The 26,616-nt window shown below is 68.4% G+C and carries 23 protein-coding genes; 16 read left to right on the top strand and 7 right to left on the bottom strand.

All coding sequences use genetic code 11. From position 1 onward, the window contains the following. Positions 1-80 precede the first annotated feature (80 nt). Genes RJ03_RS14955 through RJ03_RS14945 form a run of 3 tightly spaced genes read left to right on the top strand, consistent with a single transcriptional unit; the run spans position 81 to position 2,348 of the window. Complete coding sequence (locus RJ03_RS14955) at positions 81-1,331, top strand: bifunctional 3,4-dihydroxy-2-butanone-4-phosphate synthase/GTP cyclohydrolase II (RefSeq protein ID WP_036502604.1); 1,251 nt, start codon at positions 81-83, stop codon at positions 1,329-1,331. Between the two features lie 29 nt (positions 1,332-1,360). Further along, a complete protein-coding gene (gene ribH / locus RJ03_RS14950) occupies positions 1,361-1,840 on the top strand; it encodes a 6,7-dimethyl-8-ribityllumazine synthase (protein WP_036502603.1) in 480 nt (159 codons plus the stop codon). A gap of 4 nt (positions 1,841-1,844) precedes the next feature. Next, the gene (locus tag RJ03_RS14945) at positions 1,845-2,348 is read left to right on the top strand and encodes a PH domain-containing protein (protein WP_083870829.1); all 504 of its coding nucleotides are present in this window, start codon (positions 1,845-1,847) and stop codon (positions 2,346-2,348) included. A gap of 4 nt (positions 2,349-2,352) precedes the next feature. Here RJ03_RS14945 and ggt read toward each other — a convergent pair whose 3' ends face one another. Continuing rightward, a complete protein-coding gene (ggt, locus tag RJ03_RS14940) occupies positions 2,353-4,296 on the bottom strand; it encodes a gamma-glutamyltransferase (protein WP_036502601.1) in 1,944 nt (647 codons plus the stop codon). Positions 4,297-4,396: 100 nt separating this feature from the next. Here ggt and RJ03_RS14935 point away from each other — a divergent pair, with 100 nt between their 5' ends. Beyond that, positions 4,397-5,866, top strand: a complete 1,470-nt coding sequence (locus RJ03_RS14935; protein WP_036502599.1) for an amino acid permease — start codon at positions 4,397-4,399, stop codon at positions 5,864-5,866. A gap of 27 nt (positions 5,867-5,893) precedes the next feature. On the opposite strand, the gene RJ03_RS14930 is transcribed toward RJ03_RS14935, so the two are convergent. Then, the gene (locus RJ03_RS14930) at positions 5,894-6,307 is read right to left on the bottom strand and encodes a DUF3291 domain-containing protein (RefSeq protein ID WP_036502598.1); all 414 of its coding nucleotides are present in this window, start codon (positions 6,305-6,307) and stop codon (positions 5,894-5,896) included. A gap of 88 nt (positions 6,308-6,395) precedes the next feature. Next, a complete protein-coding gene (locus RJ03_RS14925) occupies positions 6,396-7,199 on the bottom strand; it encodes an ABC transporter ATP-binding protein (RefSeq protein ID WP_036502595.1) in 804 nt (267 codons plus the stop codon). A 249-nt stretch (positions 7,200-7,448) separates the two neighbouring features. Between RJ03_RS14925 and RJ03_RS14920 the strand changes: the two genes are divergently transcribed. Next, the gene (locus RJ03_RS14920) at positions 7,449-9,497 is read left to right on the top strand and encodes an MFS transporter (RefSeq protein WP_083870828.1); all 2,049 of its coding nucleotides are present in this window, start codon (positions 7,449-7,451) and stop codon (positions 9,495-9,497) included. Positions 9,498-9,612: 115 nt separating this feature from the next. Here RJ03_RS14920 and RJ03_RS14915 read toward each other — a convergent pair whose 3' ends face one another. After that, on the bottom strand, positions 9,613-10,311 hold the full coding sequence (locus RJ03_RS14915) for a haloacid dehalogenase type II (RefSeq protein ID WP_036502592.1): 699 nt from the start codon (positions 10,309-10,311) through the stop codon (positions 9,613-9,615). Positions 10,312-10,473: 162 nt separating this feature from the next. Between RJ03_RS14915 and RJ03_RS14910 the strand changes: the two genes are divergently transcribed. Continuing rightward, positions 10,474-11,193, top strand: coding sequence for an MBL fold metallo-hydrolase (locus RJ03_RS14910; protein WP_036502590.1), 720 nt, complete (start codon positions 10,474-10,476; stop codon positions 11,191-11,193). A 148-nt stretch (positions 11,194-11,341) separates the two neighbouring features. Beyond that, positions 11,342-11,908, top strand: coding sequence for a hypothetical protein (locus tag RJ03_RS14905; RefSeq protein ID WP_036502588.1), 567 nt, complete (start codon positions 11,342-11,344; stop codon positions 11,906-11,908). Here RJ03_RS14905 and RJ03_RS14900 read toward each other — a convergent pair. After that, a complete protein-coding gene (locus RJ03_RS14900; protein ID WP_051024702.1) occupies positions 11,905-13,611 on the bottom strand; it encodes an FAD-binding dehydrogenase in 1,707 nt (568 codons plus the stop codon). The two genes, RJ03_RS14905 and RJ03_RS14900, sit on opposite strands and share 4 nt — an antisense overlap. Positions 13,612-13,702: 91 nt before the next feature. On the opposite strand from RJ03_RS14900, the gene RJ03_RS14895 reads away from it, so the two are divergent. Continuing rightward, on the top strand, positions 13,703-14,989 hold the full coding sequence (locus RJ03_RS14895; RefSeq protein WP_036502585.1) for a winged helix-turn-helix domain-containing protein: 1,287 nt from the start codon (positions 13,703-13,705) through the stop codon (positions 14,987-14,989). Here the strand turns inward: RJ03_RS14895 and RJ03_RS14890 are convergent. Then, positions 14,967-16,007 (bottom strand): bile acid:sodium symporter family protein, encoded by a 1,041-nt coding sequence (locus RJ03_RS14890; RefSeq protein WP_051024701.1) that lies wholly within the window; start codon positions 16,005-16,007, stop codon positions 14,967-14,969. The two genes, RJ03_RS14895 and RJ03_RS14890, sit on opposite strands and share 23 nt — an antisense overlap. 71 nt (positions 16,008-16,078) lie before the next feature. Between RJ03_RS14890 and RJ03_RS14885 the strand changes: the two genes are divergently transcribed. The 8 genes from RJ03_RS14885 to tpiA all read left to right on the top strand — a co-directional run bounded on the left by RJ03_RS14885 (position 16,079) and on the right by tpiA (position 25,630). Beyond that, a complete protein-coding gene (locus tag RJ03_RS14885; protein WP_036502583.1) occupies positions 16,079-16,933 on the top strand; it encodes a LysR family transcriptional regulator in 855 nt (284 codons plus the stop codon). A gap of 53 nt (positions 16,934-16,986) precedes the next feature. Next, a complete protein-coding gene (gene uvrC / locus RJ03_RS14880; protein WP_036502580.1) occupies positions 16,987-19,107 on the top strand; it encodes an excinuclease ABC subunit UvrC in 2,121 nt (706 codons plus the stop codon). Between the two features lie 104 nt (positions 19,108-19,211). Next, on the top strand, positions 19,212-20,153 hold the full coding sequence (gene rapZ, locus RJ03_RS14875) for an RNase adapter RapZ (protein ID WP_051024700.1): 942 nt from the start codon (positions 19,212-19,214) through the stop codon (positions 20,151-20,153). Next, positions 20,150-21,217 carry a gluconeogenesis factor YvcK family protein gene (locus tag RJ03_RS14870; protein WP_036502576.1) on the top strand — a complete coding sequence of 356 codons (1,068 nt, stop codon included), beginning with the start codon at positions 20,150-20,152 and terminating at the stop codon, positions 21,215-21,217. The genes rapZ and RJ03_RS14870 overlap by 4 nt, the downstream gene beginning before the upstream one ends. After that, complete coding sequence (gene whiA, locus RJ03_RS14865) at positions 21,208-22,191, top strand: DNA-binding protein WhiA (RefSeq protein WP_036502574.1); 984 nt, start codon at positions 21,208-21,210, stop codon at positions 22,189-22,191. The genes RJ03_RS14870 and whiA overlap by 10 nt, the downstream gene beginning before the upstream one ends. Before the next feature lie 406 nt (positions 22,192-22,597). Next, positions 22,598-23,617 carry a type I glyceraldehyde-3-phosphate dehydrogenase gene (gene gap / locus RJ03_RS14860; RefSeq protein ID WP_036502572.1) on the top strand — a complete coding sequence of 340 codons (1,020 nt, stop codon included), beginning with the start codon at positions 22,598-22,600 and terminating at the stop codon, positions 23,615-23,617. Positions 23,618-23,621: 4 nt separating this feature from the next. Further along, positions 23,622-24,842, top strand: coding sequence for a phosphoglycerate kinase (locus tag RJ03_RS14855; RefSeq protein ID WP_036502570.1), 1,221 nt, complete (start codon positions 23,622-23,624; stop codon positions 24,840-24,842). Positions 24,843-24,844: 2 nt separating this feature from the next. Continuing rightward, positions 24,845-25,630 carry a triose-phosphate isomerase gene (tpiA, locus tag RJ03_RS14850; protein ID WP_030514034.1) on the top strand — a complete coding sequence of 262 codons (786 nt, stop codon included), beginning with the start codon at positions 24,845-24,847 and terminating at the stop codon, positions 25,628-25,630. A gap of 94 nt (positions 25,631-25,724) precedes the next feature. On the opposite strand, the gene RJ03_RS14845 is transcribed toward tpiA, so the two are convergent. Next, entirely contained in the window at positions 25,725-26,567 is an 843-nt protein-coding gene (locus tag RJ03_RS14845) for an SAM-dependent methyltransferase (protein ID WP_051024699.1), read from the bottom strand. Between the last annotated feature and the right edge of the window lie 49 nt (positions 26,568-26,616).

Raw genomic sequence — 26,616 nt, 5'->3', positions numbered from 1 at the left:
CGGGGCAACCGCGACGTCGTACCGGCGACCCGACCCAGTAGGCTCGAGTCGCACCTATTCCGAAGTGGAGCACAGCAGACGTGACCAGGTTCGACACCATCGAGCGCGCAGTCGCCGATATCGCCGCCGGTAAGGCGGTCGTCGTCGTCGACGACGAGGGCCGGGAGAACGAGGGCGACCTCATCTTCGCCGCGGAGAAGGCGACCCCCGAGCTGGTGGCTTTCATGATCCGATACACCTCCGGCTACATCTGTGTGCCGCTGACCGGTGCGGACTGCGATCGGCTGGGCCTGCCGCCGATGTATTCGATGAACCAGGACAAGCACGGCACCGCCTACACGGTGTCGGTGGACGCGCGAGAGGGCATCAGCACCGGCATCTCGGCCGCCGACCGCGCGACGACCATGCGCCTGCTCGCCGATCCGGCCTCGCGTGCCGACGAGTTCACCCGGCCCGGCCACGTCGTGCCGTTGCGCGCCAAGGACGGCGGGGTGCTGCGGCGGCCCGGCCACACCGAGGCGGCCGTGGATCTGTCCCGGATGGCCGGTCTGAGCCCGGCCGGTGTGATCTGCGAGATCGTCAGCCAGAAGAACGAGGGCGATATGGCCCGCACCGAAGAGTTGCGGATCTTCGCCGACGAGCACGAACTCGCGCTGATCTCGATCGCCGACATGATCGCGTGGCGCCGCAAGCACGAGAAGCAGGTGGAGCGGATCGCCGAGGCGCGCATCCCCACCAAGTACGGCGAATTCAAGGCCGTCGGCTACAAGAGCATCTATGACGACGTCGAACATGTGGCGCTGGTGCGCGGCGATCTGAGCGTCGACTCCGGTGACGATGTCCTGGTGCGCGTGCACTCGGAGTGCCTGACCGGCGACGTGTTCGGCTCGCTGCGCTGCGATTGCGGCCCGCAACTGGATGCCGCGATGGAGATGGTCGCCGCCGAGGGGCGCGGTGTGGTGCTCTACATGCGCGGGCACGAGGGCCGCGGCATCGGCCTGATGCACAAGCTGCAGGCCTATCAGCTGCAGGATTCCGGGCACGACACCGTGGACGCGAATATCGAACTCGGCCTGCCCGCCGATGCCCGCGACTACGGCACCGGGGCGCAGATCCTGGTCGATCTCGGGATCAAGTCGATGCGGCTGCTCACCAACAATCCGGCCAAGCGGGTCGGCCTGGACGGCTACGGCCTGAGCATCACCGAACGGGTGCCGATGCCGGTGCGGGCCAATGCCGAGAATCTGCGGTATCTGCGCACCAAGCGCGACCGGATGGGCCACGACCTGGTCGGCCTGGACGACCTGGACCTCGGCGAGACCGCGCAGTAGTCAGAATTCGTGAGAAGGGGTATCGGTCGATGAGCGGTACGGGTGTACCGGAGTTCGCGCTGGCGGACGCGAAGGACCTGAGGGTCGGCATCGTCGCCTCGCGGTGGCACACCACCATCTGCGATACGTTGCTCGCCAATGCCGAGCGGGTGGCCCGGGAAGCGGGCGTCGAGCAGATCACGGTGGTGCGCTGTGCCGGGGCGATGGAGTTGCCGGTGGTCGCGCAGGCGCTGGCCCGCACCCACGACGCGGTCGTGGCGCTGGGCGTCGTGATCCGCGGGGGGACACCGCATTTCGAATACGTCTGCGATGCGGTGACCGCCGGGCTGACGCGGGTGTCGCTGGACGAGGGCACGCCGGTCACCAACGGGGTGCTCACGGTGAATACCGAGGAGCAGGCCCTCGACCGCGCGGGCCTGCCGGATTCGGCCGAGAACAAAGGCGAGCAGGCGAGTGCCGCGGCCCTGGATGCCGCGCTGACCCTGCGCGCGCTGCGCCGAGAAGCCTGAGCCGATGCCGCCGGTCGTGCATCTGTTCAAACGCGGTCCGCAGCCCCCGGGCGCGGACGGACAGCAGTGGGATCTCGAGGTGCGTCCGCGCCGGGCGGTGCGGACCGCGCGCATCGTGGCGGCCGTGATCGCGGTGTTGTTCATCCTGGCCGGGGTGTTGTCGAGCAATTCGACGACCGGGGTGAACTTCCGCGGCGCCGACCAGGTGGCGATCATCTGCTTCGGATTGCTGCTGGCCGGTGCCGTGCTGCTGCTGACCCGGCCGCGGGTGCGCGTCGGACCGCAGGGCGTCGTCGTGCGCAACATCTTGGGCGACAACGAGTTCCGCTGGGCCGATATCCGCGGCGTCGCGATTCCGGACAAGAAGTCCTGGGCGCGACTGGAATTGGCCGGGGACGAGTACGTTCCGATGCTGGCGATCCGCGTCAACGACAAGGATCACGCCGCCCGCGCGATGGATCGCTTCCGCGAACTCGGCGCGAAATACACCGCCGCACAGCAGGACTGACCGGTCAGCGGGCGTCGCCGAGGACTATGCCCTCCCGACGGGGATCCGCTCCGCCGATCCAGCCGCCGCTCTCGCGCTGCAGGGCGCTGAGCCCGCTGGACTGCGGGTCGACCGAGACCTGATGCCCCATTTCGCGCAGCTTCTGCACCAGCGGATCATGGGCGCCGTTGTCGGTGGCGTCGATCGCCGGATGTTCCCCGCCCACCCCGGTCACCGGTGTGTTCGCCGCGCCGAAGGCCACCTGCGAGACCGCCTGCTGCGGATCCAGATGCCAATCCAGCAGGCCCACCAGCGCTTTCACCACGAACTGGATGATCACCGAACCGCCGGGGGACCCGGCGACATCGACCAGTTGACCGCGGGACCCATCCGGCGTCCGATCGAAGACCAGGGTGGGGCTCATCGAACTGCGCGGCCGCTTCCCGGGCTGCACCCGGTTGGCCAGCGGCACACCCGCCGCATCGGCCGGCTGGGCACTGAAATCGGTGAGCTGGTTGTTCAGGACGAATCCGTCGACCAGATGGAACGAGCCGAACGCCGATTCGACGGTGGTGGTCATGGTCGCGGCGTTGCCGTACCGGTCCACCACGGAGATGTGGCTGGTGCCGTGTTCGGGTTGCTGCACGCCGGTGCCCAGCGGGACCGGGCCGAAGTCACCCGGCTGCGCGGTACCCATGGAATGGTTCGGATCGATGAGCGCGGCCCGCTGCTTCAGATAGTCCTCGTTCACCAGCGCGGCGGGTGAGCCGCCGGGCAGCGGAACGAAATCGGGATCGGCGATGTACTTGTCGCGGTCGGCGTAGGCCAGCCGTTCGGCCTCCGAGATCAGATGCACCGCTTCGGCTTTCGGGACGCCGCCGTTGCGGTCGAGACGGTCTGGGGACAGACCGGCGAGGTCGAAGTTCTCCAGAATCCCGAGGGTCGCGGCGACGGTGATACCCCCCGAGGACGGATTGGGCATCCCGCAGATCCGGTGGGTGCGGTAGTCGGTGCACAGGGCGGTGCGTTTCTTCGCCTGATACCGCGCGAGATCGTCGAGCGAGATCTGACCCGGGGTACGGCCACCACTGGTGGTCGCGGTGGCGTCGACGATGTCGCGGGCGACCGCTCCGGTGTAGAAGGCGTCGGGACCGTCGGAGGCGACGGCGCTCAACGTCTTTGCCATGGCCGGATTGGCGAGGTGGAAGCCTCGCGGTTTGGGGGAGCCGTCCGGTTGCAGGAAGTACTGCCTGGCATTCGCGTCCCGGGCCAGATCCGGGGCCGACTGCGCGATCTGGCTCGCCATCCGGGCGCTGATGTCGAAACCGTTGTCCGCCAGCGAGATCGCGGGACCGAACAGGTCGCGCCAGGACTGCTTGCCGTGGTCGCGATGGGCCGCCTCGAGCAGTCGCAGCACGCCCGGTACGCCGATCGACCGTCCGCTGGCGCGGGTATTCGGTTGCGGCATCGACTGATCGGTGTCGCTGATCCAGCGCAGATAGTTCTCGGTCGCGGCGGCGGGGGCGACCTCGCGACCGTCGTAGGCGTCGACCGATCCGGCCGCGGCGTCGTAATAGAGCAGGAATGCGCCGCCGCCGATGCCGGAGGCCTGCGGTTCGACCAGGCCCAGTACCGTCTGCGCGGCGATCAGCGCGTCGGCCGCGGTGCCGCCGTCGGCCAGAACCTCGCAGGCGGCGTGGGTGGCCAGAGGGTTCGCGGTGGAGACCGCGAAGGTGTGGGTTCGGACCGGGGTCATACCGCTGCGGTAGCCGGTGGCGATCTCGGGATTGGTGGCCAGATTCGTCGCACTCGCCGCCGGTCCCGCCGCGGCCGTGATCGGGGTGCCGTCCGGACCTTCGACGCAGCTTCGGCCGGCCTCGGAGGTGGTGGGCGAGCAGCCCGTGAGCAGCCCGGTGGTCAGCAGCAGGGCGGCGCTCGCGCCGGCCAGAATCGCTCGCGTGCGCCTCATGCAGGCACTTTAACGCGCACCTGCCCCACCACGCCGGGCATCATTCCCACACCGGGTAACGTCGAGCCGCCCCGACCTCGACCAAGGGATCACCCCACCGATGAGCGAGATACCAGCACAGACGCACCTGTCCGCGGAGGACAGCGGCTACCACAAGAGCCTCAAGCCGCGGCAGTTGCAGATGATCGCGATCGGCGGCGCCATCGGCACCGGCCTGTTCCTCGGCGCCGGCGGGAGGCTGGCGCACGCGGGACCGGGACTGTTCCTGGTGTACGCGGTCTGCGGTGTATTCGTCTTCTTCATCCTGCGGGCGCTGGGCGAATTGGTGCTGCACCGGCCTTCGTCGGGGTCGTTCGTCTCCTATGCGCGCGAGTTCTACGGGGAGAAGGCGGCTTTCATCGCCGGCTGGACCTATTTCCTGAACTGGTCCATGACGGGCATCGTCGACACCACCGCGATCGCCACCTATCTTCACTACTGGGGCGCGTTCGGTGCGATCCCGCAGTGGGTGCTGGCGCTGATCGCGCTGTGCCTGGTGCTGAGCGTGAATCTGATCTCGGTCAAATGGTTCGGTGAACTCGAGTTCTGGGCGGCGCTGATCAAGGTCGTCGCGTTGGTGTCGTTCCTGATCATCGGCATCGTCTTCCTCGGCGGGCGATTCCGGGTCGACGGGGCCGCAACGGGTTTCGGGTTGGTCGCGCAGTCCGGTGGCTGGTTCCCGACCGGGGTGCTGCCGCTGGTCACGGTCGCCTCGGGAGTGGTGTTCGCCTACGCCGCGGTGGAGATGGTCGGCACCGCCGCGGGCGAGACCGAGAATCCGCAGCAGATCATGCCGCGCGCCATCAACTCGGTGATCCTGCGTATCGCCGTGTTCTATGTCGGCTCCCTGATCCTGCTGGCCCTGCTGCTGCCCTACACCGCCTACCATGCCGACGAGAGCCCGTTCGTCACCTTCTTCACGAAGTTGGGTGTCCCGCATGCCGGTTCGGTGATGAATCTGGTCGTGCTCACCGCGGCGTTCTCGAGTCTCAACGCCGGTCTGTACTCGACCGGCCGCATTCTGCGCTCGATGGCGGTCAACGGCAGCGCACCGCGATTCACCGCGCGGATGAACAGCCGCGGTGTGCCCTACGGCGGCATCGTGCTGACGAGTGTGATCGCTCTGGTCGGCATCTGGCTCAACTACATCGTGCCGGCGCGCGCCTTCGAGATCGTGCTCAACATCGCGTCGCTGGGCATCCTGTCCTCCTGGGCGACGATCGTGCTGTGCCAGCTGGCGCTGTGGCGGCGCTGGCGGCGTGGTGAGCTGGAACGTCCCGCGTTCCGCATGTTCGGCGCCCCGTATACCGGCATCGCGACCCTGGTCTTCCTGGCCGCGATGCTGGTGCTGATGGCCTTCGATCACCCGGTCGGCACCTGGACGGTCGCGAGTCTGGTGATTCTGATCCCGGCGCTGATCGTCGGCTGGTTCGCGGCCCGCTCGCGGGTACTGGAGGTGGCGCGGCTGCGGGAACCGCCCGAGGACGAGCAGCCGGCCAGGCTGTCGGAATCGGTCCCGGTCGACGACTGAGCCGGCCGGGCGCGGCGGCGGGTCGTCTCAGAGAGCGGCTGTGCTGCTTCGCTTCTCGCGTTCCTCGGCGATGCGACGGCGAGCCTCGGACCAGTCGATCGGCAGGTCGGCGGCGGGGACGGACCAGAACACGAACGTCGATTCGCGCATCACCGCGCGGGCGCGCACGATGGCCGAGGCGTGCGGATCGGTGCGGGCGTAGGCGCCGATCGCCTCCTGATCGGTCCAGGCCGACAGGGTCCAGAACGTGCGGCGGGCGAGGTCGGCCTGCAGAGCGATGCCGAGGGCGCCGGGGGAGCGGCGGGCCTGGCGCCGCAGCACGATCGAGGTCGCGAGGAATCTTGGCACGTGCCGCAGTGACCGGACTTCCAGCCGCGAGGCCATGACGTGGACGGTATCGGTGGTGGGCCGCTCGACGGTGACCCAGGGCAGTGTGGGCATGGCGAAGAACTTTCGACGAGGCGAGTGAATGCTGACGCCTGCCCAACATCGCATGTTGCACGAATCTTGTCAATGACAAGATTCGTGCTCAGGCGTGCACGCTGCGCTCCGCCCGCACATGCCAGCGTCCGTCGTCGGTGCGGGTCAGCCGGATCGGATGGTCGAAACAGGTGCTGATATTGCCGCTCGTCAGCACCTCGTCCACGGGTCCGCTCGCGACGCAACGTCCCGCGCGCAGCAGGAGCGCGTGGGTGGTTCCCGGAGGTAATTCCTCGAGGTGATGGGTGACCAGGACCGACGCCAGTTCCGGATGAGTGGCCTGCAGCAGATCGATCCGGTCGATGAGCTGTTCCCTGCCGCCCACGTCGAGGCCGGTGGCCGGTTCGTCGAGCAGGAGCAGTCGCGGCTCGGCGATCAGCGCCCGGGCGATGAGGGCGCGCCCGCGCTCACCTTGAGACAGAGTGGGCCAGCGGGCGTCGCGGCGAGGGGACAGTCCCATGAGTTCGATCAGCCGATCCGCCTCGGCATCCTCTTCGGGCGTCGGTGACCAGCGCTGCTTGGTATCGGCGGTACCGGTCAGTCCGGTCAGGACCACCTCGTGCGCGGTGAGGGGGTAGGGCGGTGTGTGCCGCGGGTCGACATGCCCGATGGCCGTGCGCAATTCGCGCATATCCACCCGGCCCAGCCGATGGCCGAGGACGTGCACACTGCCGTGGGTGGGATGTTCGAACGCGCCGAGCATCTTCAGCAGTGTGGTCTTGCCGGCGCCGTTGGGGCCCAGTAGCGTCCAATGCTCGCCGGCGCGCACGGTCAGCGACACCGCGGACAGGATCGGATTGCGGTTGCGCACGAAATCTACGGCGTCCACCTGCAGGATGGGGGAGTCGACCATGGGCTCCACGGTAGCAAACTCCTCAGACAAGCTGATAGGTCGCGGGTTGCGCGAACAGCGCTGCGAATACTCGGCAACCGTCGACCGGTCGGTATGTGCCCCGCAATCGGAGCGGTCGGTTCGATCGAGTTGCCGGAAAAGTGATGTGGATCACGATCGGCCGCTACCCTTTTCCCACCCGGTGCTCGTGCGGAATCACAAGAGATTCGTCCCGCGACGAGATGCCGTGGTCAGAAAGGCATCTCGACCATGAGCTCGACCTCGACAGCAGCCGCTCCCACCCTGCTCACCGGATTGTGGCGGCGAAAACTACCGCACTATCCCGATACCCCCGCCCGCTCCTGGTACCTGACGCTCGTGGTGATCACCTCGATCGTGCTGTACTACCAGCTCTTCGTCGCGGGCGCGGTCGGAAATCAGCTGATCGCCTACTTCCACCTCTCCTTCGCCTATTTCGTGTGGATCTTCATCATCGGCGCGGCCTTCGGCGCCGCGGCCTCGGTGGCGGCGGGGCTGCTCGATCGCTGGGGGCGCGCCAATATCGTGGCCTACGGGGTGGTGATCTGTTCGCTGCTCACCCTGTTCGCGCTGCCGGCGACGACCACGAAGATGGCCTATCTCCTCGTCTACTGCGTGGTGAGCGTGGTCGAGGGTGCGGTGCTGGTGGCCACCCCGGCGTTGATCCGGGACTTCTCGCCGCAGCTGGGCCGCGCCTCGGCGATGGGATTCTGGACCCTGGGACCGGTGATCGGCGCACTGGTCACCAGCGAGATCACCGCCCGCACCCTCGACAGCCACCCGGACTGGCAGTTCCACTACCGGCTGTGCGGGGTGATCAGCTGTGCGGTCGCCGTCGTCGCGGTGATCGGATTGCGCGAACTGAGTCCGCGCCTGCGTGATCAGGTGATGGTGAGCCTGCGGGATCGGGCTTTGGTCGAGGCACGGGCCAAGGGGCTGGACGTCGAGGCGCTCGAGCGCGGGCAGTGGCGTCAGATGATGCGCGTCGACGTGGTCGGCTCGGCCCTGGCCATCAGCATCTTCCTGGCATTCTTCTACACCATCGTGTCGTTCCTGCCGGTCTATCTGGCGACGAACTTCGGTTTCACACCGGCGCAGGCCAATGCTCTGGGCAACTGGTACTGGATCGCGAACGCGGTGGCGCTGGTGGTGACCGGCATCGTGTCCGACATCCTCAAGGTGCGCAAACCGTTCATGATCCTGGGCGCCCTGATCAGCATCGTCGGGCTGTACGTCTTCCTCGGCTACACCGATCATCCCGACACCGGCTATTACTCGTTCGCGGTGGTGATGATGGTCATCGCGGTCGGTGGCGGCATCGCCTACGCCACCTGGATGGCGAGCTTCACCGAAACCGTGGAGCGCCACAACCCGGCCGCGACCGCGGTCGGGCTGGCCGTGTGGGGTGGTGTGCTGCGCACGGTGGTGACCTTCACGCTGTTCGGTCTGCTGATGGTGGTCGACGCCGCCGGGCCGCTGGTCAACAACGGTCCGCGACTGCAGGAGATCCAGGCGCAGTACGGACCGCAGCTGGCGACCATCCAGACCGTCGGCGCCGAGACCATGACGCAACTCGGCCGCAATCCCGCCGATCCGGCCGCTCAGATGGCCGCGCTGACGAAGCTGACCGGCGCGGCGCCCGCCGACATCCAGGCCACGATCGCGTTGAACGCCCGCTACCCGCAGGAATTGGCGACCCTGCAGGCGGTGGATCCGGCGACGCTCGGCGCCCTGGCGGCGAATCCGAACGATGCGCGGGCCGCGGGCGCTGCGGTCGGTCAGGTGGCGGCGAAGTTCGGCGTCAGCCCGGCCGAAGCGGCGGGGCGGCTGGCCGCGACCCAGCAGGTGCCGCGTGAGCAGCTCGCGGTCGCGAGTACGGTCGGCCCGAAACTCGTTACCGCGCAATCGCAATTGCAGGCGGTGGCCACCGTGCCGGCCGATGATCTGGCCTATGTCGCCGCGCACGGCCCCGAGGTGAAACAGGCGGCCGCCGATTCGCCGGTGCAGTGGCGGCAGTGGTGGTGGATCTGCCTGATCGCCCAGGTGCTGTTCCTGCCGTTCGTGTTCCTGATGGCCGGGCGCTGGAGTCCGAAGCGGGCCGCCGCCGATGCCGCCGAACACGACCTGCGCGTACGTCAGGAACTCGTGGCGCTGGCGGAAACCGATGGTGCGGCGCAGACCGCGGCAGAGCCGGTCGCGGTCGCCGAAAGTGCGTCCGGCGCAGGTGAATCGGCGGAGGGTGAAGCCGCGCCGCCTGCCGAGCCGGCGCCCGCGGGGTAGTTCCGCGACGCGCATCGAGGTCCGGAACGGGCGGCGCGTACGTTCCGGACCTCGATGGCGGCGATCGTCATGGCGGCGATCGTCGAATGCCGGCGTACGCGCTCGCCGATGCGGTTCAACACCCCAGTTGCTCGGCCAGATCCTCGAAATCGGTGACGTTGAGGTCGAATTCGTCGCTGAATGCGGTGTCCGCCAGGGCCGGATCGCCGAATTCGAGCGGCCGTGCGACGAAGGCGGTGCGGAAGCCGAGGGCGGCCGCGGCCCGGATGTCGTACTTGTGGCTCGCGACCATCATGATCTCGCCCGGCTGGGCGCCGAGGTAGTGCGCGGCCATGCGGTAGGTGCGGGGATCAGGTTTGTGCGCGCCCGCCATCTCTGCGGTGAACACGGCGTGCCACGGGAAATCGCAGTGCCGGGTGATGCTGACGACCGCGTCGACGTCGGCATTCGACAACGTCGCCAGGGTGTAGCGGCGTCGCAGGCGCGTCAGGCCCGGCACCGCGTCCGTCCACGGATCCAGGCGCTTCCACGCGGAATTCAGTTCGGCGCGGGCCTGCGAGGGCGCATCCATCCCGCGCTCGGTGAGGAGTTCGTCGAGTGCCGCGCGATAGATCGAATCGACACTGACCCAGTGGTCACTGACCGCGGCGGTGCCACGGAAATACGCTGCGCGCCAATCGTTCACGAATGCGGACCAGTCCCGGCCGGGATATCGCTGCCCGAGGGTCGCCGCAGCCGCCGCCACGACCGTGGAATGAAAATCGGTGGCGGTGCCCTGGACGTCGAACAGCAGAGCCTTGGGCCGGTCGTTCATGATCGCGATCGTATCGGCGGCCGGGCGGCGAGCCGCGCGGCAGGCACTATCGACCGCCGTGTGATCTGGATAACATCTGACTCGGGGGTCGACTCGGAGACAGCGGGTCCGCGCCGCCGTAGGTGATCGCCCGGCGCGCGAGGCCCGGATGGGAGCGAGACCATGCAGACCCGTACCGATGAGATAGCCGACCGGATCTACCGGATATCCACCTTCGTGCCCGAGGTCGGTCCGACCGGATTCAGCTTCAACCAATTTCTCGTGGTCGATGAGGAGCCACTGCTGTTCCACTGCGGCATGCGCGCGTTGTACCCGCTGGTGAGCGAGCAGATCAACGCTATCGTGCCGGTCGAACGGCTGCGCTGGATCACCTTCGGCCACGTCGAGGCCGACGAATGCGGGGCGATGAACCTGTTCCTCGCCGCCGCGCCGCACGCGCAGGTGGCACACGGAATCCTCGGTTGTCAGGTCTCCCTCGACGATCTCGCCGACCGGCCGCCACGCCCGCTGGCCGACGGGGAGGTCATCGAACTCGGCGAGCGGCGCGTCCGTCATATCGATACTCCGCACGCACCGCACAACTGGGAGTCGCGGGTGCTCTACGAGGAGACCACGGGTGTGCTGTTCTGCGGTGATCTCATGACCCAGGTCGGCGACGGGCCCGCACTGACGGAATCCGACGTGGTCGGTCCGGCCGTCCTCGCCGAGGACGTCTTCCGGGCGACGTCACTGGGGCCCGCGGTACCGGCCGCCCTGTACGGATTGGCGGAGTTGAATCCGGCGACCCTCGCGGTGATGCACGGCTCCAGCTTCGCCGGGGACGGCGCCGCCGCGCTGCGGGCACTGGCGGCCGACTACGAGAGACGCTTGCTTCCGGCATGATCGGTTCCGCGCCGGATCGGGGCGCCTCGATCCGGCGCGCAACGGAGGGGCGGGTGTATGCCGACGCGACACCGGGTATGCCGTAGGCGCGCCGGGCGGTGGGTACGGCCCTACACTCGGCACACACATTCGACGGAGGTGATCGGCGGTGCATCCCCAGGATCCGCGTGAGCAGCACACCACGCGGTACGAAAGCGGTTATCAGCCGGGCGGGTATCAGGAACCCGCCTACCAGCAGGATCCCGCTTACCAGCCCTACCGGACGCCGGGCGGAGCGCCGCCGGCGCCCCGGCGGCCCGAGGTGAACGTGGGCATGTTCGCGGGCGGGGTGCTCGCCACCGCGGTCGTCACCGCGCTGGCGGCGTGGCTGTGCGCGTGGATCATCGACGTCGTCGCCACCCGTGCCACCGAGAGCGGCAAATTCGGCGTCTGGAACCCGATGGCCGAGCAGGGCTACTGGTTCGCCGTGGTCGCGTTCCTGTGCGCCCTGCTCGCCGGCGTGCTCTGGTACCTGCTGCATCTGGGCACGCCGTCGCCGGACATGTTCTTCGCCTGGATCGTCGGGATCCTCATCGCGGCGGCGGTGGTCATTCCGCTGACGCTGTCCAGCGATATCTGGGTGGGAGTGTCCACCGCTATCGAACATCTGGTGATCGGCCTGCCGATCTTCAGCCTGACCCGCACCGTCGGCGCGAAGAGCCTGGAGCGCCCCTAACGCGGCTGCCGGGCCAACGCGAGCCCGGCCGCGCGACCGGAGAAGATGCACCCGCCGAGGAAGGTGCCTTCCAGCGCGTTGTAGCCGTGGACGCCACCGCCGCCGAAGCCGGCGACCTCACCCGCGGCGTACAGGCCGGGGAAGGGGGCGCCGTCGGAGCGGATCACCTGCGAGTCGAGGTTGGTCTGCAGACCGCCCAGCGTCTTGCGGGTCAGCACGTTCAGGCGTACCGCGATCAGCGGACCGTGCGCGGGATCGAGAATGCGGTGCGGTGCCGCGACCCGGCCCAGTTTGTCGCCGAGTGAGCGTCGCGCGTTGGCGACCGCCATCAGCTGCGCGTCCTTGCTGTATTTGTTGTCCAGTTCGCGATCCCGGGCGACGATCTGGTGTTCCAGCGCGGCCAGGTCCAGCTGCGGGCCGCGTGCGATCTCGTTCATGCCGCGCACCAGTTCCGGCAGGGTGTCGGCGACGACGAAGTCCACGCCGTGCCGTTTGAACGCCTCGACCGGGCCGGGAGCACCTTTGGCCGCGCGGCTCTTGAGCGTGAGTTTGAGGTCCTTGCCGGTGATGTCGGGATTCTGCTCGGAACCCGAGAGCGCGAACTCCTTCTCGATGATCGACTGGGTGAGCACGAACCACGAGTAGTCGTAGCCGGTGTCGAGGATCGCCTTCATCGTGGTATTCGTGTCGAAACCAGGGAAACACGGTGCGGGCAAACGCTTTCCGTTCGCGTCGAACCACAGCGACGACGGTCCCGGGATGATGCGGATGGCGTGATCGGGCCAGATCGGATCCCAGTTGTGAATGCCCTCGGTGTAGTGCCACATCCGGTCGCGGTTCACGATGCGCCCGCCGGCCGATTCGGAGATCGCGAGCATGCGGCCGTCGACATGGGCGGGCACGCCGGAAATCATGGTCTGCGGGCAGGGGCCGAGCCGTTCGGTGGGCCAGTTCTTCCGGATCAGGTCGTGGTTGTGGCCGATGCCGCCGGAGGACACCAGCACCGCCGGAGCGCGGAATTCGAACTCGCCCACCGTCGTTCGCGACGAGGCCACGCCTCGATCCAGGTCGCTCGGTTCCAGCACGCTGCCCCGGACGCCGACCACCGCGTCGTCCTCGACGATCAGATCGTCGACCCGGTGCCGGAACGCGAATTCGACCAGTCCGCGCTGCTCCGCGGCCAGGACCGGTTCCAGGAAGACGCGCAGCACCTCCGGCCCGGTGCCCCAGGTGAGGTGGAAGCGTGGCACCGAATTGCCGTGCCCGTCGGCGGTGGCGCCGCCGCGTTCGGCCCAGCCGACCAGGGGAGTCACCCGCAGGCCGAGATCGTGCAGGTACTGCCGCTTCTCCCCGGCGGCGAACTCGACGTAGGCGCGTGCCCACTGGCGAGCCCAGTGGTCCTCGTCGTCGCGATCGAATCCCGCCGAACCGAGCCAGTCCTGCCAGGCCAGCGCGAAGGAGTCCTTGATGCCGAGGCGCCGCTGTTCCGGGCTGTCGACGAGGAACAATCCGCCCAGCGACCAGAACGCCTGCCCACCGAGATTGTTGCGATTCTCCTGGTCGAGTACCAGCACCCGCCGTCCGGCGCGCGTCAGCTCGTAGGTGGCCACCAGTCCGGCCAGCCCGGCTCCGACGACGATGACATCCGGCTGTTGTGACGGTGCCACGGGCACTCCTCCGCATTCGGGGCGATTTGGATACATTCGTGTATCGAACGTGTTCAAGGTAGCAGATTCGAGCCGTCGTGAGCCCGGCTCCGGCATATCTGTCGGTGGCCCATGGCAGATTCGGTGCGTGCGCACCATCACCTCCGCCGCGGCCCGCCGGGCCGCACTCGCCGCCCAGGGATTCGCCACCGCCGCCCGCGACCGCGCGGACGGGTCTGGTGGCGCGAGCCGCCGCACCGTGCTCGGCGTCGTCCGTAATACCAAACTGCTGCAACTGGATTCGGTCGCGGCGGTGGTCCGGGCACAGTACGCGCCGGTGTTCGCCCGGATCGGCGCCTACGATCGCACGCTGCTCGACGAGGCGATATGGGAACACAGCGCGCGGCGGCCGCGCCGGCTCGTGGAGTACTGGGCACACGAGGCGGCGCTGATTCCGGTCGAGGATTGGCCGCTGCTGCGGTGGCGGATGGCCGGTTACGCGCACGGCCGCTGGGGCGGGGCGCGCCGGGTACTCGACGAGAATCCCGATCTGCCCGGCCGTGTACTGAACGTGATCGACCAGGTCGGTGCGTGTACCGCGGCGGAGGTGGAACGGCAGCTCGAGCTGAATCGCCCGCGGCGCAAGGATCATTGGGGCTGGAACCACAGCGATACCAAGGTGGTGTGCGAGATGTTGTTCGCCACCGGGGAGCTCTCGGTGGACAAGCGGGTCGGCTTCCAGCGGCACTACGACCTCACCGAGCGCGTGCTGCCGGCCGAGGTCGTGAGCCGCCGCGTCGACGAAGCGGACGCCGTGCGTGCGCTGGTCCTGCGGGCCGCCGACGCGTTGGGGGTGGCCACCGAGACCGACCTGCGCGACTACTACCGGCTGCATCGGCGGCAGTGTGAACCGGCGCTGGCCGAGCTGGTCGACGCCGGAGAACTCGAGCCGGTGCGGGTGGACGGCTGGGACAAGCCGGCCTACCTGCGTACCGGGGCCCGGCTCCCGCGGCGGGTCGACGGCGCCGCCCTGCTGTGCCCGTTCGACCCGCTGATCTTCTTCCGGCCTCGGACCGAGCGGCTGTTCGATTTCCACTACCGGATCGAGATCTACACCCCGGAACACAAACGGGTGCACGGCTATTACGTCTTTCCGTTCCTGCTCGACGGTGAACTCGTCGGCCGGGTGGACCTGCGCGCGGATCGTGCGACCGGCCGGCTGCACGTGCTCGGGGCCTTCGCCGAACCCGATCGGCCCCACGCGCGCGTCGCTTACGAACTGGCCGGGCAATTGGAGGCGATGGCCGGGTGGCTCGAGCTCGAGACCGTGGTGGTCGGCGAACGCGGGGATCTGGCGGCGGCGCTGGCCGTCGAAGTGGCTGCCCGCGAACGGCTTTCGGCGCCGGCCGGGGTCAGCTTCGCGGAACCGGGGTGATACCCGGGACCGCCGCGTCGGGAGATGTGACCGCGGTCCGGGCTGCCTCGGCCTCCTCCGCGGCGCGACCCCATCGCCCGGCCAGTGCGGCACAGGTGATCAGCTGGATCTGGTGGAAGATCATGAGCGGCAACACGATCAGGCCCACCGGATGGCCGGCGAACAGGACCGTCGCCATCGGCAGGCCGGTGGCCAGACTCTTCTTGGATCCGCAGAAGATCACCACGATGCGGTCGGCCCGGTCGAATCCGAGCAGCCGGGCCGCTCCCGCCGTCACGCCCAGCACCACCGCCAGCAGGACGATCGCCACGCCTGCGACCGCCAGCAGGCGACCCACGGCCAGTCCCTGCCAGACGTGCTCGACCATGCCCGCGCTGAAGGCCGCGTAGACGACGAGATACACCGAACCGCGATCGACGACCTTGGTGAGGGTGGTGTGCGCCAATAGCCGATGCAGCTTCGGTCGCAGCAGCTGACCGGCGATGAAGGGCAGCAGCAACTGCACCACGATCTCCACGATCGACATCGGCGAGACGGTGGCGTCACCGGTGGTCTGCATCAGCAGCATCACGAGCAGGGGTGTCAGGAAGACGCCCAGCAGGTTCGACACCGACGCGCTGACCACCGCGGCCGCGACATTGCCCCGCGCGATGGCGGTGAAGGCGATCGAGGACTGCACCGTCGAGGGCAGCAGGCACAGGTACAGCATTCCGGTGTAGAGCTCGTCGCTGAGCACCGAGGGGACCAGCAGTCGCATCGCCAGGCCGAGCAGCGGGAACAGGACGTAGGTCGCGGTGAGCACCGTGGTGTGCAGCCGCCAGTGCCGCAGGCCCGCGAGCGCCTCGCGCGGTTCGAGCCGGGTGCCGTACAGCAGGAACAACACCGCGATCGCTACCTTGGTGACCCACGCCAGGACGTCGGCCGCGCCGCCGCGAGCGGGCAGGATCAGGCCGATGGCCATCGCCGCGAACAAGCCCAGCAGGAAGCCGTCGATACGGAGTTTGGCCAGCAACGTCACCTCGCCACGGTACGGCGCGACCCACTGATCGCCAAAGCCGATGGAAGCGATATCTATGAACGAGTAACGTGATGAGTGTGTTCGATCCGGAATTGCTGCGCACCTTCCTGGCGGTCGAACGCGCCGGCGGGTTCACCGCGGCGGGCCGCATCCTCGGCCTGCGCCAGTCCACGGTCAGCGGGCATATCGCGCGGCTCGAGCAGGCCGCGGGCCGCGAACTGATCCGCCGTGACACCCGCAATCTGGCGTTGACCGCCGACGGGGCCGCGATGGTCGGCTTCGCGCGCAGCATCCTCGACGCACAGGCTCAGGCCGACCGGTACTTCTCCGATTCCCTCCTCACCGGACTGATCCGGCTGGGCGCTTCCGACGACCTGGTGGCCCGTGAACTGCCCGACGTCCTGCTGGAATTTCAGCGTTCGCATCCGGGCGTGGATCTGGAACTGATCGTCGGGCTCAGCGAGAACCTCAAGACGAGGATGGCGGCGGGCGAGCTGGACCTGATGGTGGCCAAGCGGCTGCCCGGCGAGCGGCACGGGGAACTGCTGTGGCGCGACCGGCTGGTGTGGGCCGGGCGCTCGGGCATCGGCGACATCGTCGATCCGGTGCCCGTCGTGACCTATCCGCCGCCGAGCCTGACCCGGCACGTGGCACTGCGCGCACTCGAACGGGAGGGCCGGACCTGGCGGATCGCCTGCGTCAGTGACAGTCAGCTCGGGCTGCGGGCCGCCGTGCTGGCCGGCCTGGGAGTCGTGGCGCACGCCGAAACCCTGCTTCCGCCAGGGCTTTTCGCGGTCGAGGACGAGAAGCTGCCGGAATTGGGTGAGCTGGAGTTCGTGCTGCTGCGCCGGCACAGCCGGCTCTCCGAACCCGAACAGGCACTCTGCGACGCGATCCTCGCCGGCGCCCATCGGATGCACCGATGACGAGGGCGGTCCGCGCGTCAACCGCTGTCGGTGCCGGTCGTTAACCTGGTGGCGTGGCAGATCCCGCGACCTATCGCCCCGCACCGGGCACCATTCCCGTCGAACCCGGCGTCTACAAATTCCGGGATTCCTACGGGCAGGTGATCTATGTCGGCAAGGCCAAGAGTCTGCGCAGCCGCCTGAATTCCTACTTCGCCGATGTGTCCTCGCTGCATCCGCGCACCCGGCAGATGGTGACCACCGCCGCGAGCGTCGAGTGGACGGTGGTTTCCACCGAGGTCGAGGCGCTGCAGCTGGAGTACAACTGGATCAAGGAATTCGATCCGCGCTTCAACGTGCGCTACCGCGACGACAAGACCTACCCCATGCTCGCGGTGAGTATGAACGAGGAATATCCGCGGGTGTTCGTCTATCGGGGTGCTCGCAAGAAGGGCGTGCGGTATTTCGGGCCGTACGCCCACGCCTGGGCGATTCGCGAGACGGTGGATCTGCTGTTGCGGGTGTTCCCGGTGCGGACGTGTTCGGCCGGAGTGTTCAAGCGCCACAGGCAGATCGGGCGTCCGTGCCTGCTCGGTTACATCGACAAATGTTCGGCGCCCTGCATCGGCCGGGTCGACGCCGACGAACACCGCCGCATCGCCGAGGACTTCTGCGACTTCCTGTCCGGCCGCACCGATCGCATGGTGCGGGAGCTGGAACGCCGAATGCAGTCCGCCGCAGCGGATCTGGACTTCGAGACCGCCGCCCGGCTGCGCGACGATGTCGCCGCCCTCAAGCGCGCGCTGGAAAAGCAGGCGGTCGTGCTCGGCACCGGCACCGACGCGGATGTGATCGCCTTCGCCGCCGACGAACTCGAGGTCGCGGTTCAGATCTTTCACGTGCGCGATGGACGGGTGCGCGGCCAGCGCGGCTGGGTCGTCGACAAATCGGGTGACGCGGTGGACCTGAACTGGGCCGGCACCGAAGACGCCGCGGGCGCCGCGCCGATCGACGAGGGCGACCGGGGGCCGAGCGAGCTGGCCGCCCTGGTGGAACAGTTCGTCACCCAGTTCTACGGCGAGCAGGCCGCCTTCGCCGAGCACACCGATACCGAAACCCCCGCCACCGCGGTCCCGCGCGAGGTCCTGGTGCCGGAACTGCCCGGCGATCCGGAGCAGGTGCAGGGCTGGCTGTCCGGGCTGCGCGGTTCGGCCGTGGCGCTGCGGGTGCCGCAGCGCGGTGACAAGAAGGCGCTGATGGAGACCGTGCAGCGCAATGCGCAGGAGGCGCTGGCTCAGCACAAACTCAAGCGCGCCGGCGATCTGACCGCGAGATCGGCCGCGCTGCAAGGCATTCAGGATGCGCTCGATCTCGACAGCGCGCCGCTGCGCATCGAATGTGTCGACATCAGCCACGTGCAGGGCACCGATGTCGTCGCCTCGCTGGTGGTGTTCGAGGACGGGCTGCCGCGTAAATCGGAATACCGCCACTACACCATCAAGGAGGCCGCGGGCGAGGGCCGCTCCGACGACGTGGCCAGCATCGCCGAGGTCACCCGGCGCCGGTTCTATCGGTTGCGCAAGGAACTGGACGAGATGAGTGCGGCGGCGAAGGCCGACGCCGGCACGGCGCATTACGAGGGCGGAACCGATGCTTCGCAGCACCGGGCCGGCGCCGCGGCGATCGCCACCGCCGAGGCGGAGCCCGCGGATCTGCCGCCCGGGATCGATCCGGCCACCGGACGTCCGCGCAAATTCTCCTATCCGCCGAACCTGTACGTCGTCGACGGCGGCGCGCCGCAGGTGGCGGCCGCGGCCGAGGTGCTCGACGAACTCGGCATCACCGACGTCGCGGTGATCGGGCTGGCCAAGCGCCTGGAGGAGGTGTGGGTGCCGGGCGAGCCCGACCCCGTGATCATGCCGCGCACCAGCGAATCGCTGTTCCTGCTGCAGCGCGTGCGCGACGAGGCGCACCGGTTCGCCATCACCTTCCATCGCAGTAAGCGTTCGCGCCGGATGACCGCCTCGGCCCTGGATTCGGTGCGGGGGCTGGGTGAGGCGCGGCGTACCGCACTGGTGACGCACTTCGGTTCGGTGGCCAAACTCAAGCAGGCTACGGTGGAGGAAATCACGGAGGTGCCCGGTATCGGGGTGGCGACGGCCAAGGCCGTGCTCGCGGCACTCAACTCCGAATGACGTCTCGGTCACGGCTCGGTTTCGCCGGCGCTGCGCGCACGGCCGCGGCCGGTGGGGGCGGGCAGGATGATCGAATGGCAGCCACGGACGGAACCCGATAGGACATGACGAGCGTCGAATCGAACCCCAACGCGAGTACCGGCATTCGGCCGCGGCCCGAGGCGCATCCGGTCGAGGTGGTCATCGTCACCGGCCTGTCCGGTGCCGGTCGCGGTACCGCGGCCCGAGTCCTCGAGGATCTCGGCTGGTACGTCGCGGACAATCTGCCGCCGGAGCTGATCGGCCGGCTCATCGAGCTCGGCGCCGCCGCCGATCCGCCGATCACGAAACTGGCGCTGGTCATGGATGTGCGCAGCCGCTTCTTCACCGGCGATCTGTCCGGGGTGACCGATCAACTGCGAGCCAACGGTGTCGGCACCCGCCTGCTGTTTCTCGAGGCCTCCGACGATGTGCTGATCCGGCGCTTCGGCTTCGCCCGCCGCCGCCACCCGCTACAGAGCGAAAGCGCCGACGGCACCCTCTCGGCCGGGATCGCCGCGGAACGCCGTGCCTTGTCGAAGGTCAAGACCGCCGCCGATCTGGTGATCGACACCACCGCGCTGTCGGTCCACCAGTTGCACCGCAAATTGGAGGAGGCCTACGGCGGCGGCGCGCCCGCGGCCCTGCAGGTGACGATCCAATCGTTCGGATTCAAATACGGCGTTCCGCTGGATGCGGACATGGTTTTCGATGTGCGATTTCTGCCGAATCCGCATTGGATTCCGGAATTGCGGGAACATACCGGGCAGGACGCCGTGGTCAGCGAGTACGTGTTGTCACGGCCCGGCGCCGACGACTATGTGAATACCTGCCGCCATCTGGTCGACCTGACCACCAGCGGCTACCGCCAGGAGGGTAAGCGATATATGACCGTGGCAGTGGGGTGTACCGGTGGTAAGCACCGCAGCGTGGCGATCGCCGAGGAGCTGGGTGAACTGCTGGGCCGGCCCGACAGTGCCTCGACCGATGTCGTCCGCGTGGTCCACCGGGATCTGGGGCGCGAATGACCGACGCGGACCATCGTGACGACACCACTCCCTCCGAACCCACGCTGGTCGCCCTGGGCGGCGGACACGGCCTCTACGCCACGCTGACCGCCGCGCGCCGGATCACCGAGCGCATCACCGCGGTCGTCACCGTCGCCGACGACGGCGGATCGTCCGGACGCCTGCGTTCCGAACTGGGCATGCTGCCGCCGGGCGACCTGCGGATGGCGCTGGCCGCCCTGGCCGAGGACCCCGACGGGATCTGGGCGCGCACGGCGCAGCATCGCTTCGGCGGCACCGGAGCGCTGGCCGGGCATTCGGTGGGCAACCTCGTATTGGCCGGGCTGGCCGAGGTGCTCGGCGACCCGGTCGCGGCGCTCGACGAGATGGCCGCGATCCTGCGCTGCACCGGCCGCGTGCTGCCGATGTCGCCGACCGCGCTGACCATCGAGGCCGACGTCTCCGGGCTGGAGGCCGACCCGCGGGTGAGCAGGTGTATCCGCGGTCAGGTCGCGGTGGCCACCACGCCGGGCAAGGTGCGCCGGGTCCGGCTGATCCCGTCCGACCCGCCGGCCAGCCCGGAGGCCACCTCGGCGATCGAGCACGCCGATGTGGTGGTCCTGGGCCCCGGATCCTGGTTCACCAGCGTCATTCCCCACATGCTCGTGCCGGATCTGCGGGCGGCGCTGATGCATACCCGCGCGGTAAAAGTGCTGGTCCTGAACCTGGCGGCGGAGCCCGGAGAGACCGCGGGATTCTCCGCCGAACGGCATCTGCATGTATTGTCCCAGCACGCACCGGATTTCGCTGTCGATGATGTGCTGGTGGACTCCGGCTCCGTACCCGAGGGTAGGGAGCGCGAACATGTGGCAAGAGCTGCCGAACAGCTGCGTGCACGAGTAACCTTCGCTGATGTCGCCGAGGCGGGGACGGACCGGCACCACCCTGGAAAGCTAGCCGCCGCACTGGATCAGGTGATCCGCCAACCTCGGCCGGAATTGGCAGGGCTTCGAGTCGAAGGACGGCATCCGGTCCAGCAGGTGCGGTCCGTGTTGGGTGGAAAGGAGCGGGTCTCGTGGCGATGACAGCCGAGGTGAAAGACGAGTTGAGCCGTCTGTCCGTCTCGCAGGTGAGTGCACGCAAGGCGGAACTGTCGGCCCTACTCCGGTTCGCCGGTGGCCTGCACATCGTCGGCGGTCGGGTGATCGTCGAGGCCGAGGTCGATATGGGCTCGATCGCGCGGCGACTACGGCGCGAGATCTTCGAGCTCTACGGCTACGGATCGGATGTGCACGTGCTGGGCGCGGGTGGTCTGCGCAAGACCTCCCGATATGTCGTGCGCGTGTCCAAGGAGGGCGAGGCGCTGGCCCGCCAGACCGGATTGCTCGATGTGCGCGGCCGTCCGGTGCGTGGGCTGCCCGCCCAGGTGGTCGGCGGCAGCATCGGCGATTCGGAGGCGGCCTGGCGCGGCGCCTTCCTGGCCCACGGTTCGCTGACCGAGCCCGGGCGTTCCTCGGCGCTCGAGGTGAGCTGCCCCGGGCCCGAGGCGGCACTGGCCCTGGTCGGCGCGGCCCGCCGGATGGGTATCTCGGCCAAGGCCCGCGAGGTGCGCGGCACCGATCGGGTCGTGGTGCGCGACGGGGAGGCCATCGGTGCCCTGCTGACCCGGATGGGCGCCCAGGACACGCGCCTGACCTGGGAGGAGCGCCGGATGCGGCGGGAGGTCCGCGCGACGGCGAACCGCCTCGCCAACTTCGATGACGCCAACCTGCGCCGCTCGGCCCGGGCCGCGGTCGCCGCCGCGGCTCGTGTGGAGCGTGCCCTCGAGATCCTCGGCGAGGACGTGCCCGACCATCTGGCCGCCGCGGGACGGCTGCGCGTGCAGCACCGCCAGGCCTCCCTGGAGGAACTCGGCCAGCTGGCCGACCCGCCGATGACCAAGGACGCCGTCGCCGGGCGTATTCGCCGGCTGTTGTCCATGGCCGACCGCCGCGCCAAGGACTTGGGCATTCCCGATACCGAGTCGGCGGTCACGGCCGAACTTCTCGAAGACGCGTGAGCGGCGAGGGTCCCGGGCCGCGGATGCCGGCCCGGACCCTCGCCGCGAAACTCCTTGTGCCGCACGAGCGATGGTTTGTCCACAGGTTCGTGGTTGTCCACAACCTGCGATCGTGACGCCGTCGCGAGCGAGCGCGGTGCGATAGGCTTTCGCTACCGAACCCACCGGCACCGAAACAGGTGATCCGGGGCCGGTGAAAAGCCTGGCAGATGGGTATCCCCGCCGCGAGTGGGCAGGGCCGGCGGCCGCGTCCGCGACGGTTCGGTGCGAAAGGCGCGAATATACGCTCACCGGCGCAGCGTCGGGTCGGTGAGGTCGCGGCAGGGGCGTGTCCGTGATGTTATGGCCGGGCATTAGGGTGGTCTGGCATCGGAATGAATCCGCTTGAAAGCTGAGGAGCGATAACGTGACTGTCCGGGTAGGCATCAACGGCTTCGGTCGTATCGGACGTAACTTCTTCCGGGCGGTGGAGGCGCAGAAAGCGCTCGGCACCACCGATATCGAGATCGTCGCGGTCAACGACCTCACCGACAACGCGACCCTGGCCACGCTGCTGAAGTACGACTCGATCCTCGGCCGGCTGCCGCAGGACGTCTCGCTCGACGGCGACGACACCATCGTGGTCGGCGACCAGCGGATCAAGGCACTGGCCATCAAGGAGGGCCCGTCCGCGCTGCCGTGGGGCGATCTGGGTGTCGACGTGGTCGTCGAGTCGACCGGCATCTTCACCGACGCCACCAAGGCCAAGGGACACCTGGCCGCCGGCGCCAAGAAGGTCATCATCTCCGCACCCGCCAAGGGTGAGGATCTGACCGTGGTCATGGGTGTCAACGACAGCCAGTACGACGGCAGCCAGAACATCATCTCCAACGCGTCGTGCACCACCAACTGCCTCGGCCCGCTGGCCAAGGTCCTCAACGACGAATTCGGCATCGAGCGTGGCCTGATGACCACGATCCACGCCTACACGCAGGACCAGAACCTGCAGGACGGCCCGCACAGCGACCTGCGTCGCGCCCGCGCCGCCGCCCTGAACATCGTGCCCACCGGTACCGGCGCCGCCAAGGCCATCGGCCTGGTGCTCCCGGAGCTGCAGGGCAAGCTGGACGGCTACGCGCTGCGCGTACCGGTGCCGACCGGTTCGGTCACCGACCTGACCGCGACGCTGCGCAAGTCGGCGACCGTCGACGAGATCAACGCCGCCTACAAGGCCGCCGCCGAGGGCCCGCTGAAGGGCATCCTGAAGTACAACGTCGACCCGATCGTCTCCAGCGACATCGTGACCGACCCGCACTCCTCGATCTACGACGCGCCGCTGACCAAGGTCATCGACGACCAGGTCAAGGTCGTGTCGTGGTACGACAACGAGTGGGGATACTCCAACCGCCTCGCCGACCTGATCGGCCTCGTCGGCAAGTCGCTGTAAACCCATGGCAGTCAAGACCCTTCAGGATCTCCTTGCCGAGGGCGTGGAGGGGCGGGGCGTGCTCGTGCGCTCCGACCTCAACGTTCCCCTCGACAACGGCGTGATCACCGATCCGGGCCGGATCATCGCCTCGGTGCCCACGATCAAGACGCTGGCCGAGGCCGGCGCCAAGGTCGTCGTCACCGCCCACCTGGGCCGTCCCAAGGGCGAACCCGATCCGAAGCTCTCGCTGGCACCGGTGGCCGCGAAGCTGAGCGAGGAGCTCGGCCGCAACGTCCAGCTCGCCGGTGATGTGGTGGGCCAGGACGCGCTCGCGCGCTCCGAGGGCCTCACCGACGGTGATGTGCTGCTGCTGGAGAACATCCGTTTCGATCCGCGCGAGACCAGCAAGGACGACGCCCAGCGCCAGAAGCTGGCCCGGGCGCTGGTTGAGCTGGTCGGCGACGACGGTGCGTTCGTCTCCGACGGCTTCGGGGTGGTGCACCGCAAGCAGGCCTCGGTCTACGACGTGGCCGAACTGCTGCCGCACTACGCGGGCACGCTGGTCGCCGCGGAGGTCGACGTCCTGCGCAAGCTCACCACCGACACCGAGCGCCCGTACGCGGTCGTGCTCGGCGGTTCCAAGGTGTCGGACAAGCTCGCCGTGATCGAGGCGCTGGCCCCCAAGGTCGACACCCTCGTCATCGGTGGCGGTATGTGCTTCACCTTCCTTGCCGCCCAAGGTCTTTCGGTCGGCTCCTCGCTGTTGCAGGAGGAGATGATCGATACCTGCAAGGGGCTGCTGGAGCGTTTCGCCGACGTCATCCACCTGCCGGTGGACATCGTGGCCGCGGACAAGTTCGCCGCGGACGCGGAGTCGAAGACGGTGGCCGCCAACGAGATTCCCGAGGGCTGGATGGGCCTGGACATCGGGCCCGAGTCGGCCAAGCGGTTCGCCGCGCTGCTGACCGAGGCTCGGACGGTGTTCTGGAACGGGCCGATGGGTGTGTTCGAGTTCGAGGCCTTCGCCGCGGGGACGCGTGCGGTGGCCGAGGCCCTGGTGGGCGCGACCGGTAAGGGTGCGTTCACGGTGGTCGGCGGCGGCGATTCGGCCGCGGCCGTGCGTACGCTCGGCCTGCCGGAGGACGGGTTCTCTCACATCTCCACCGGCGGCGGCGCCTCGCTGGAATACCTGGAGGGCAAACAGCTTCCGGGTATCAGCGTGCTCGAGGACGGGGAGGGCTGATCATGGCACGCAAACCGTTGATCGCCGGCAACTGGAAGATGAACCTCAACCACCTCGAGGCCATCGCCCTGGTGCAGAAGATCGCGTTCGCCCTGCCGGACAAGTACTTCGACAAGGTCGACGTCACGGTCATCCCGCCGTTCACCGACATTCGCAGCATCCAGACCCTCATCGAGGGCGACCGCTTGCGGATCACCTTCGGTGCCCAGGACGTGTCGGTGCACGAATCCGGCGCCTACACCGGTGAGATCAGTGCGGCCATGCTGGCGAAGCTGTCGTGCAGCTACGTCGTGGTCGGCCACTCGGAGCGGCGGCAGTACCACAACGAGGACGACGCCACGGTGCTGGCGAAGGCCAAGAAGGTGCTGCAGTACGACATGACTCCGATCGTCTGCATCGGCGAGGGGCTGGGTGTGCGCGAGGCGCAGACCCACGTGCAGTACAACCTCGAGCAGCTGCGGGGTTCGCTCAAGGGGCTGACGCCGGAGCAGATCGCGAAGGTCGTCATCGCCTACGAGCCGGTCTGGGCGATCGGCACCGGTCGCGTCGCCACCCCGGCGGACGCGCAGGAGGTGTGCGGTGCGCTGCGCGCCGAACTGGCCGAGCTGGCGGGCCAGGAGGTCGCGGCGGGTGTGCGCATCCTCTACGGCGGATCGGTGAACGCCAAGAACGTCGGCGAGCTCATCGCGGCCGCCGATATCGACGGCGCGCTCGTCGGTGGTGCCTCGCTGAAGGGCGACGAGTTCGCGACCCTGTCGGCGATCGCCGCGGGCGGTCCGCTGCCCTGATCGCGGCCGGCGGGTAACCGCCTGCAGCACATGACGATTCGGCCCCGGTTCCGCACTCCGCGGAATCGGGGCCGACGTCGTCGAGGAAACCGGATCAGGGTTTGCGCGCCACCGCGCCGAGCATCGATACCGCCTCCGGCCGCGGATGTGCCCGATGAGACTCGATGGGCCAGTTGATGATCGACCCGATCCCGGGTTCGACGAGTTCGAGCCCGGTGAAGAATCGGCTGAACTCGGCGGTCGAGCGCAGCCGGAACGGGATACCGCTGCGCTTGTTGGCCTGTTCGCTGTCGGCCAGGTCCTCCTCGGACAGGTGGTCGCTGGTGGCATGCGACATCACCAGATAGCTGCCGGGCGCCAGCGCGTCGATCCATTGCCGCACCATGTCGTAGGGGCGGTCCTCGTCGGTGAAGAAATGCACCACCGCGAGCATCATCAGCGCCACCGGTTGCGACAGATCCAGCGTGGTCAGCAGGTCCGGGTGGGTGAGGATCTTTTCGGGTTCGCGCGCGTCGGCCTCCAGATACGCGGTCGCGCCCTCGGGTGCGCCGGCGAGCAGGCTGCGGGCGTGCAGGGCGACGATCGGATCGTTGTCGACGTAGACGATGCGGGATTCGGGCGCGGCGGCCTGCGCGATCTCGTGCACATTGCCGGCGGTCGGCAGGCCGGCGCCGAGATCCAGGAATTGCCGGATGCCGACCTCGGCCGACAGATAACCGACCACTCGGTGCAGGAATGCTCGATTCTCCAGCGCGGAGATCTGCACGCTCGGGAAGGCCTCGGCCACCGCTTCGGCGGAGGCTCGGTCGGCCTCGAAGTTGTCCTTGCCACCGAGCCAGTAGTCGTAGCGCCGGGCCGGATGCGGGGTGGTGACATCGATACCGGGCGGCGCCACCGGATCCGCATGCGGGCGGTGTGATCCGGTCACTGGTTCCATGACACCTCTTCCTTCCGTCGACGGCGACGAACCATTATCGACTACTGTC

It is taken from the genome of Nocardia aobensis NBRC 100429 (assembly GCF_000308375.1).
Taxonomy (GTDB): Bacteria; Actinomycetota; Actinomycetes; order Mycobacteriales; family Mycobacteriaceae; genus Nocardia; species Nocardia aobensis.
This window is presented reverse-complemented; position numbering and strand designations above follow the sequence as displayed.

Bases quoted from the DNA above. Each gene is read 5' to 3' on its own strand.
- ribH (WP_036502603.1), top strand. From the start codon at position 1,361: ATGAGCGGTACGGGTGTACCGGAGTTCGCGCTGGCGGACGCGAAGGAC.
- RJ03_RS14945 (WP_083870829.1), top strand. From the start codon at position 1,845: ATGCCGCCGGTCGTGCATCTGTTCAAACGCGGTCCGCAGCCCCCGGGC.
- ggt (WP_036502601.1), bottom strand. From the start codon at position 4,296: ATGAGGCGCACGCGAGCGATTCTGGCCGGCGCGAGCGCCGCCCTGCTG.
- RJ03_RS14935 (WP_036502599.1), top strand. From the start codon at position 4,397: ATGAGCGAGATACCAGCACAGACGCACCTGTCCGCGGAGGACAGCGGC.
- RJ03_RS14930 (WP_036502598.1), bottom strand. From the start codon at position 6,307: ATGCCCACACTGCCCTGGGTCACCGTCGAGCGGCCCACCACCGATACC.
- RJ03_RS14925 (WP_036502595.1), bottom strand. From the start codon at position 7,199: ATGGTCGACTCCCCCATCCTGCAGGTGGACGCCGTAGATTTCGTGCGC.
- RJ03_RS14920 (WP_083870828.1), top strand. From the start codon at position 7,449: ATGAGCTCGACCTCGACAGCAGCCGCTCCCACCCTGCTCACCGGATTG.
- RJ03_RS14915 (WP_036502592.1), bottom strand. From the start codon at position 10,311: ATGAACGACCGGCCCAAGGCTCTGCTGTTCGACGTCCAGGGCACCGCC.
- RJ03_RS14910 (WP_036502590.1), top strand. From the start codon at position 10,474: ATGCAGACCCGTACCGATGAGATAGCCGACCGGATCTACCGGATATCC.
- RJ03_RS14900 (WP_051024702.1), bottom strand. From the start codon at position 13,611: ATGTATCCAAATCGCCCCGAATGCGGAGGAGTGCCCGTGGCACCGTCA.
- RJ03_RS14885 (WP_036502583.1), top strand. From the start codon at position 16,079: ATGAGTGTGTTCGATCCGGAATTGCTGCGCACCTTCCTGGCGGTCGAA.
- rapZ (WP_051024700.1), top strand. From the start codon at position 19,212: ATGACGAGCGTCGAATCGAACCCCAACGCGAGTACCGGCATTCGGCCG.
- RJ03_RS14870 (WP_036502576.1), top strand. From the start codon at position 20,150: ATGACCGACGCGGACCATCGTGACGACACCACTCCCTCCGAACCCACG.
- RJ03_RS14855 (WP_036502570.1), top strand. From the start codon at position 23,622: ATGGCAGTCAAGACCCTTCAGGATCTCCTTGCCGAGGGCGTGGAGGGG.
- tpiA (WP_030514034.1), top strand. From the start codon at position 24,845: ATGGCACGCAAACCGTTGATCGCCGGCAACTGGAAGATGAACCTCAAC.
- RJ03_RS14845 (WP_051024699.1), bottom strand. From the start codon at position 26,567: ATGGAACCAGTGACCGGATCACACCGCCCGCATGCGGATCCGGTGGCG.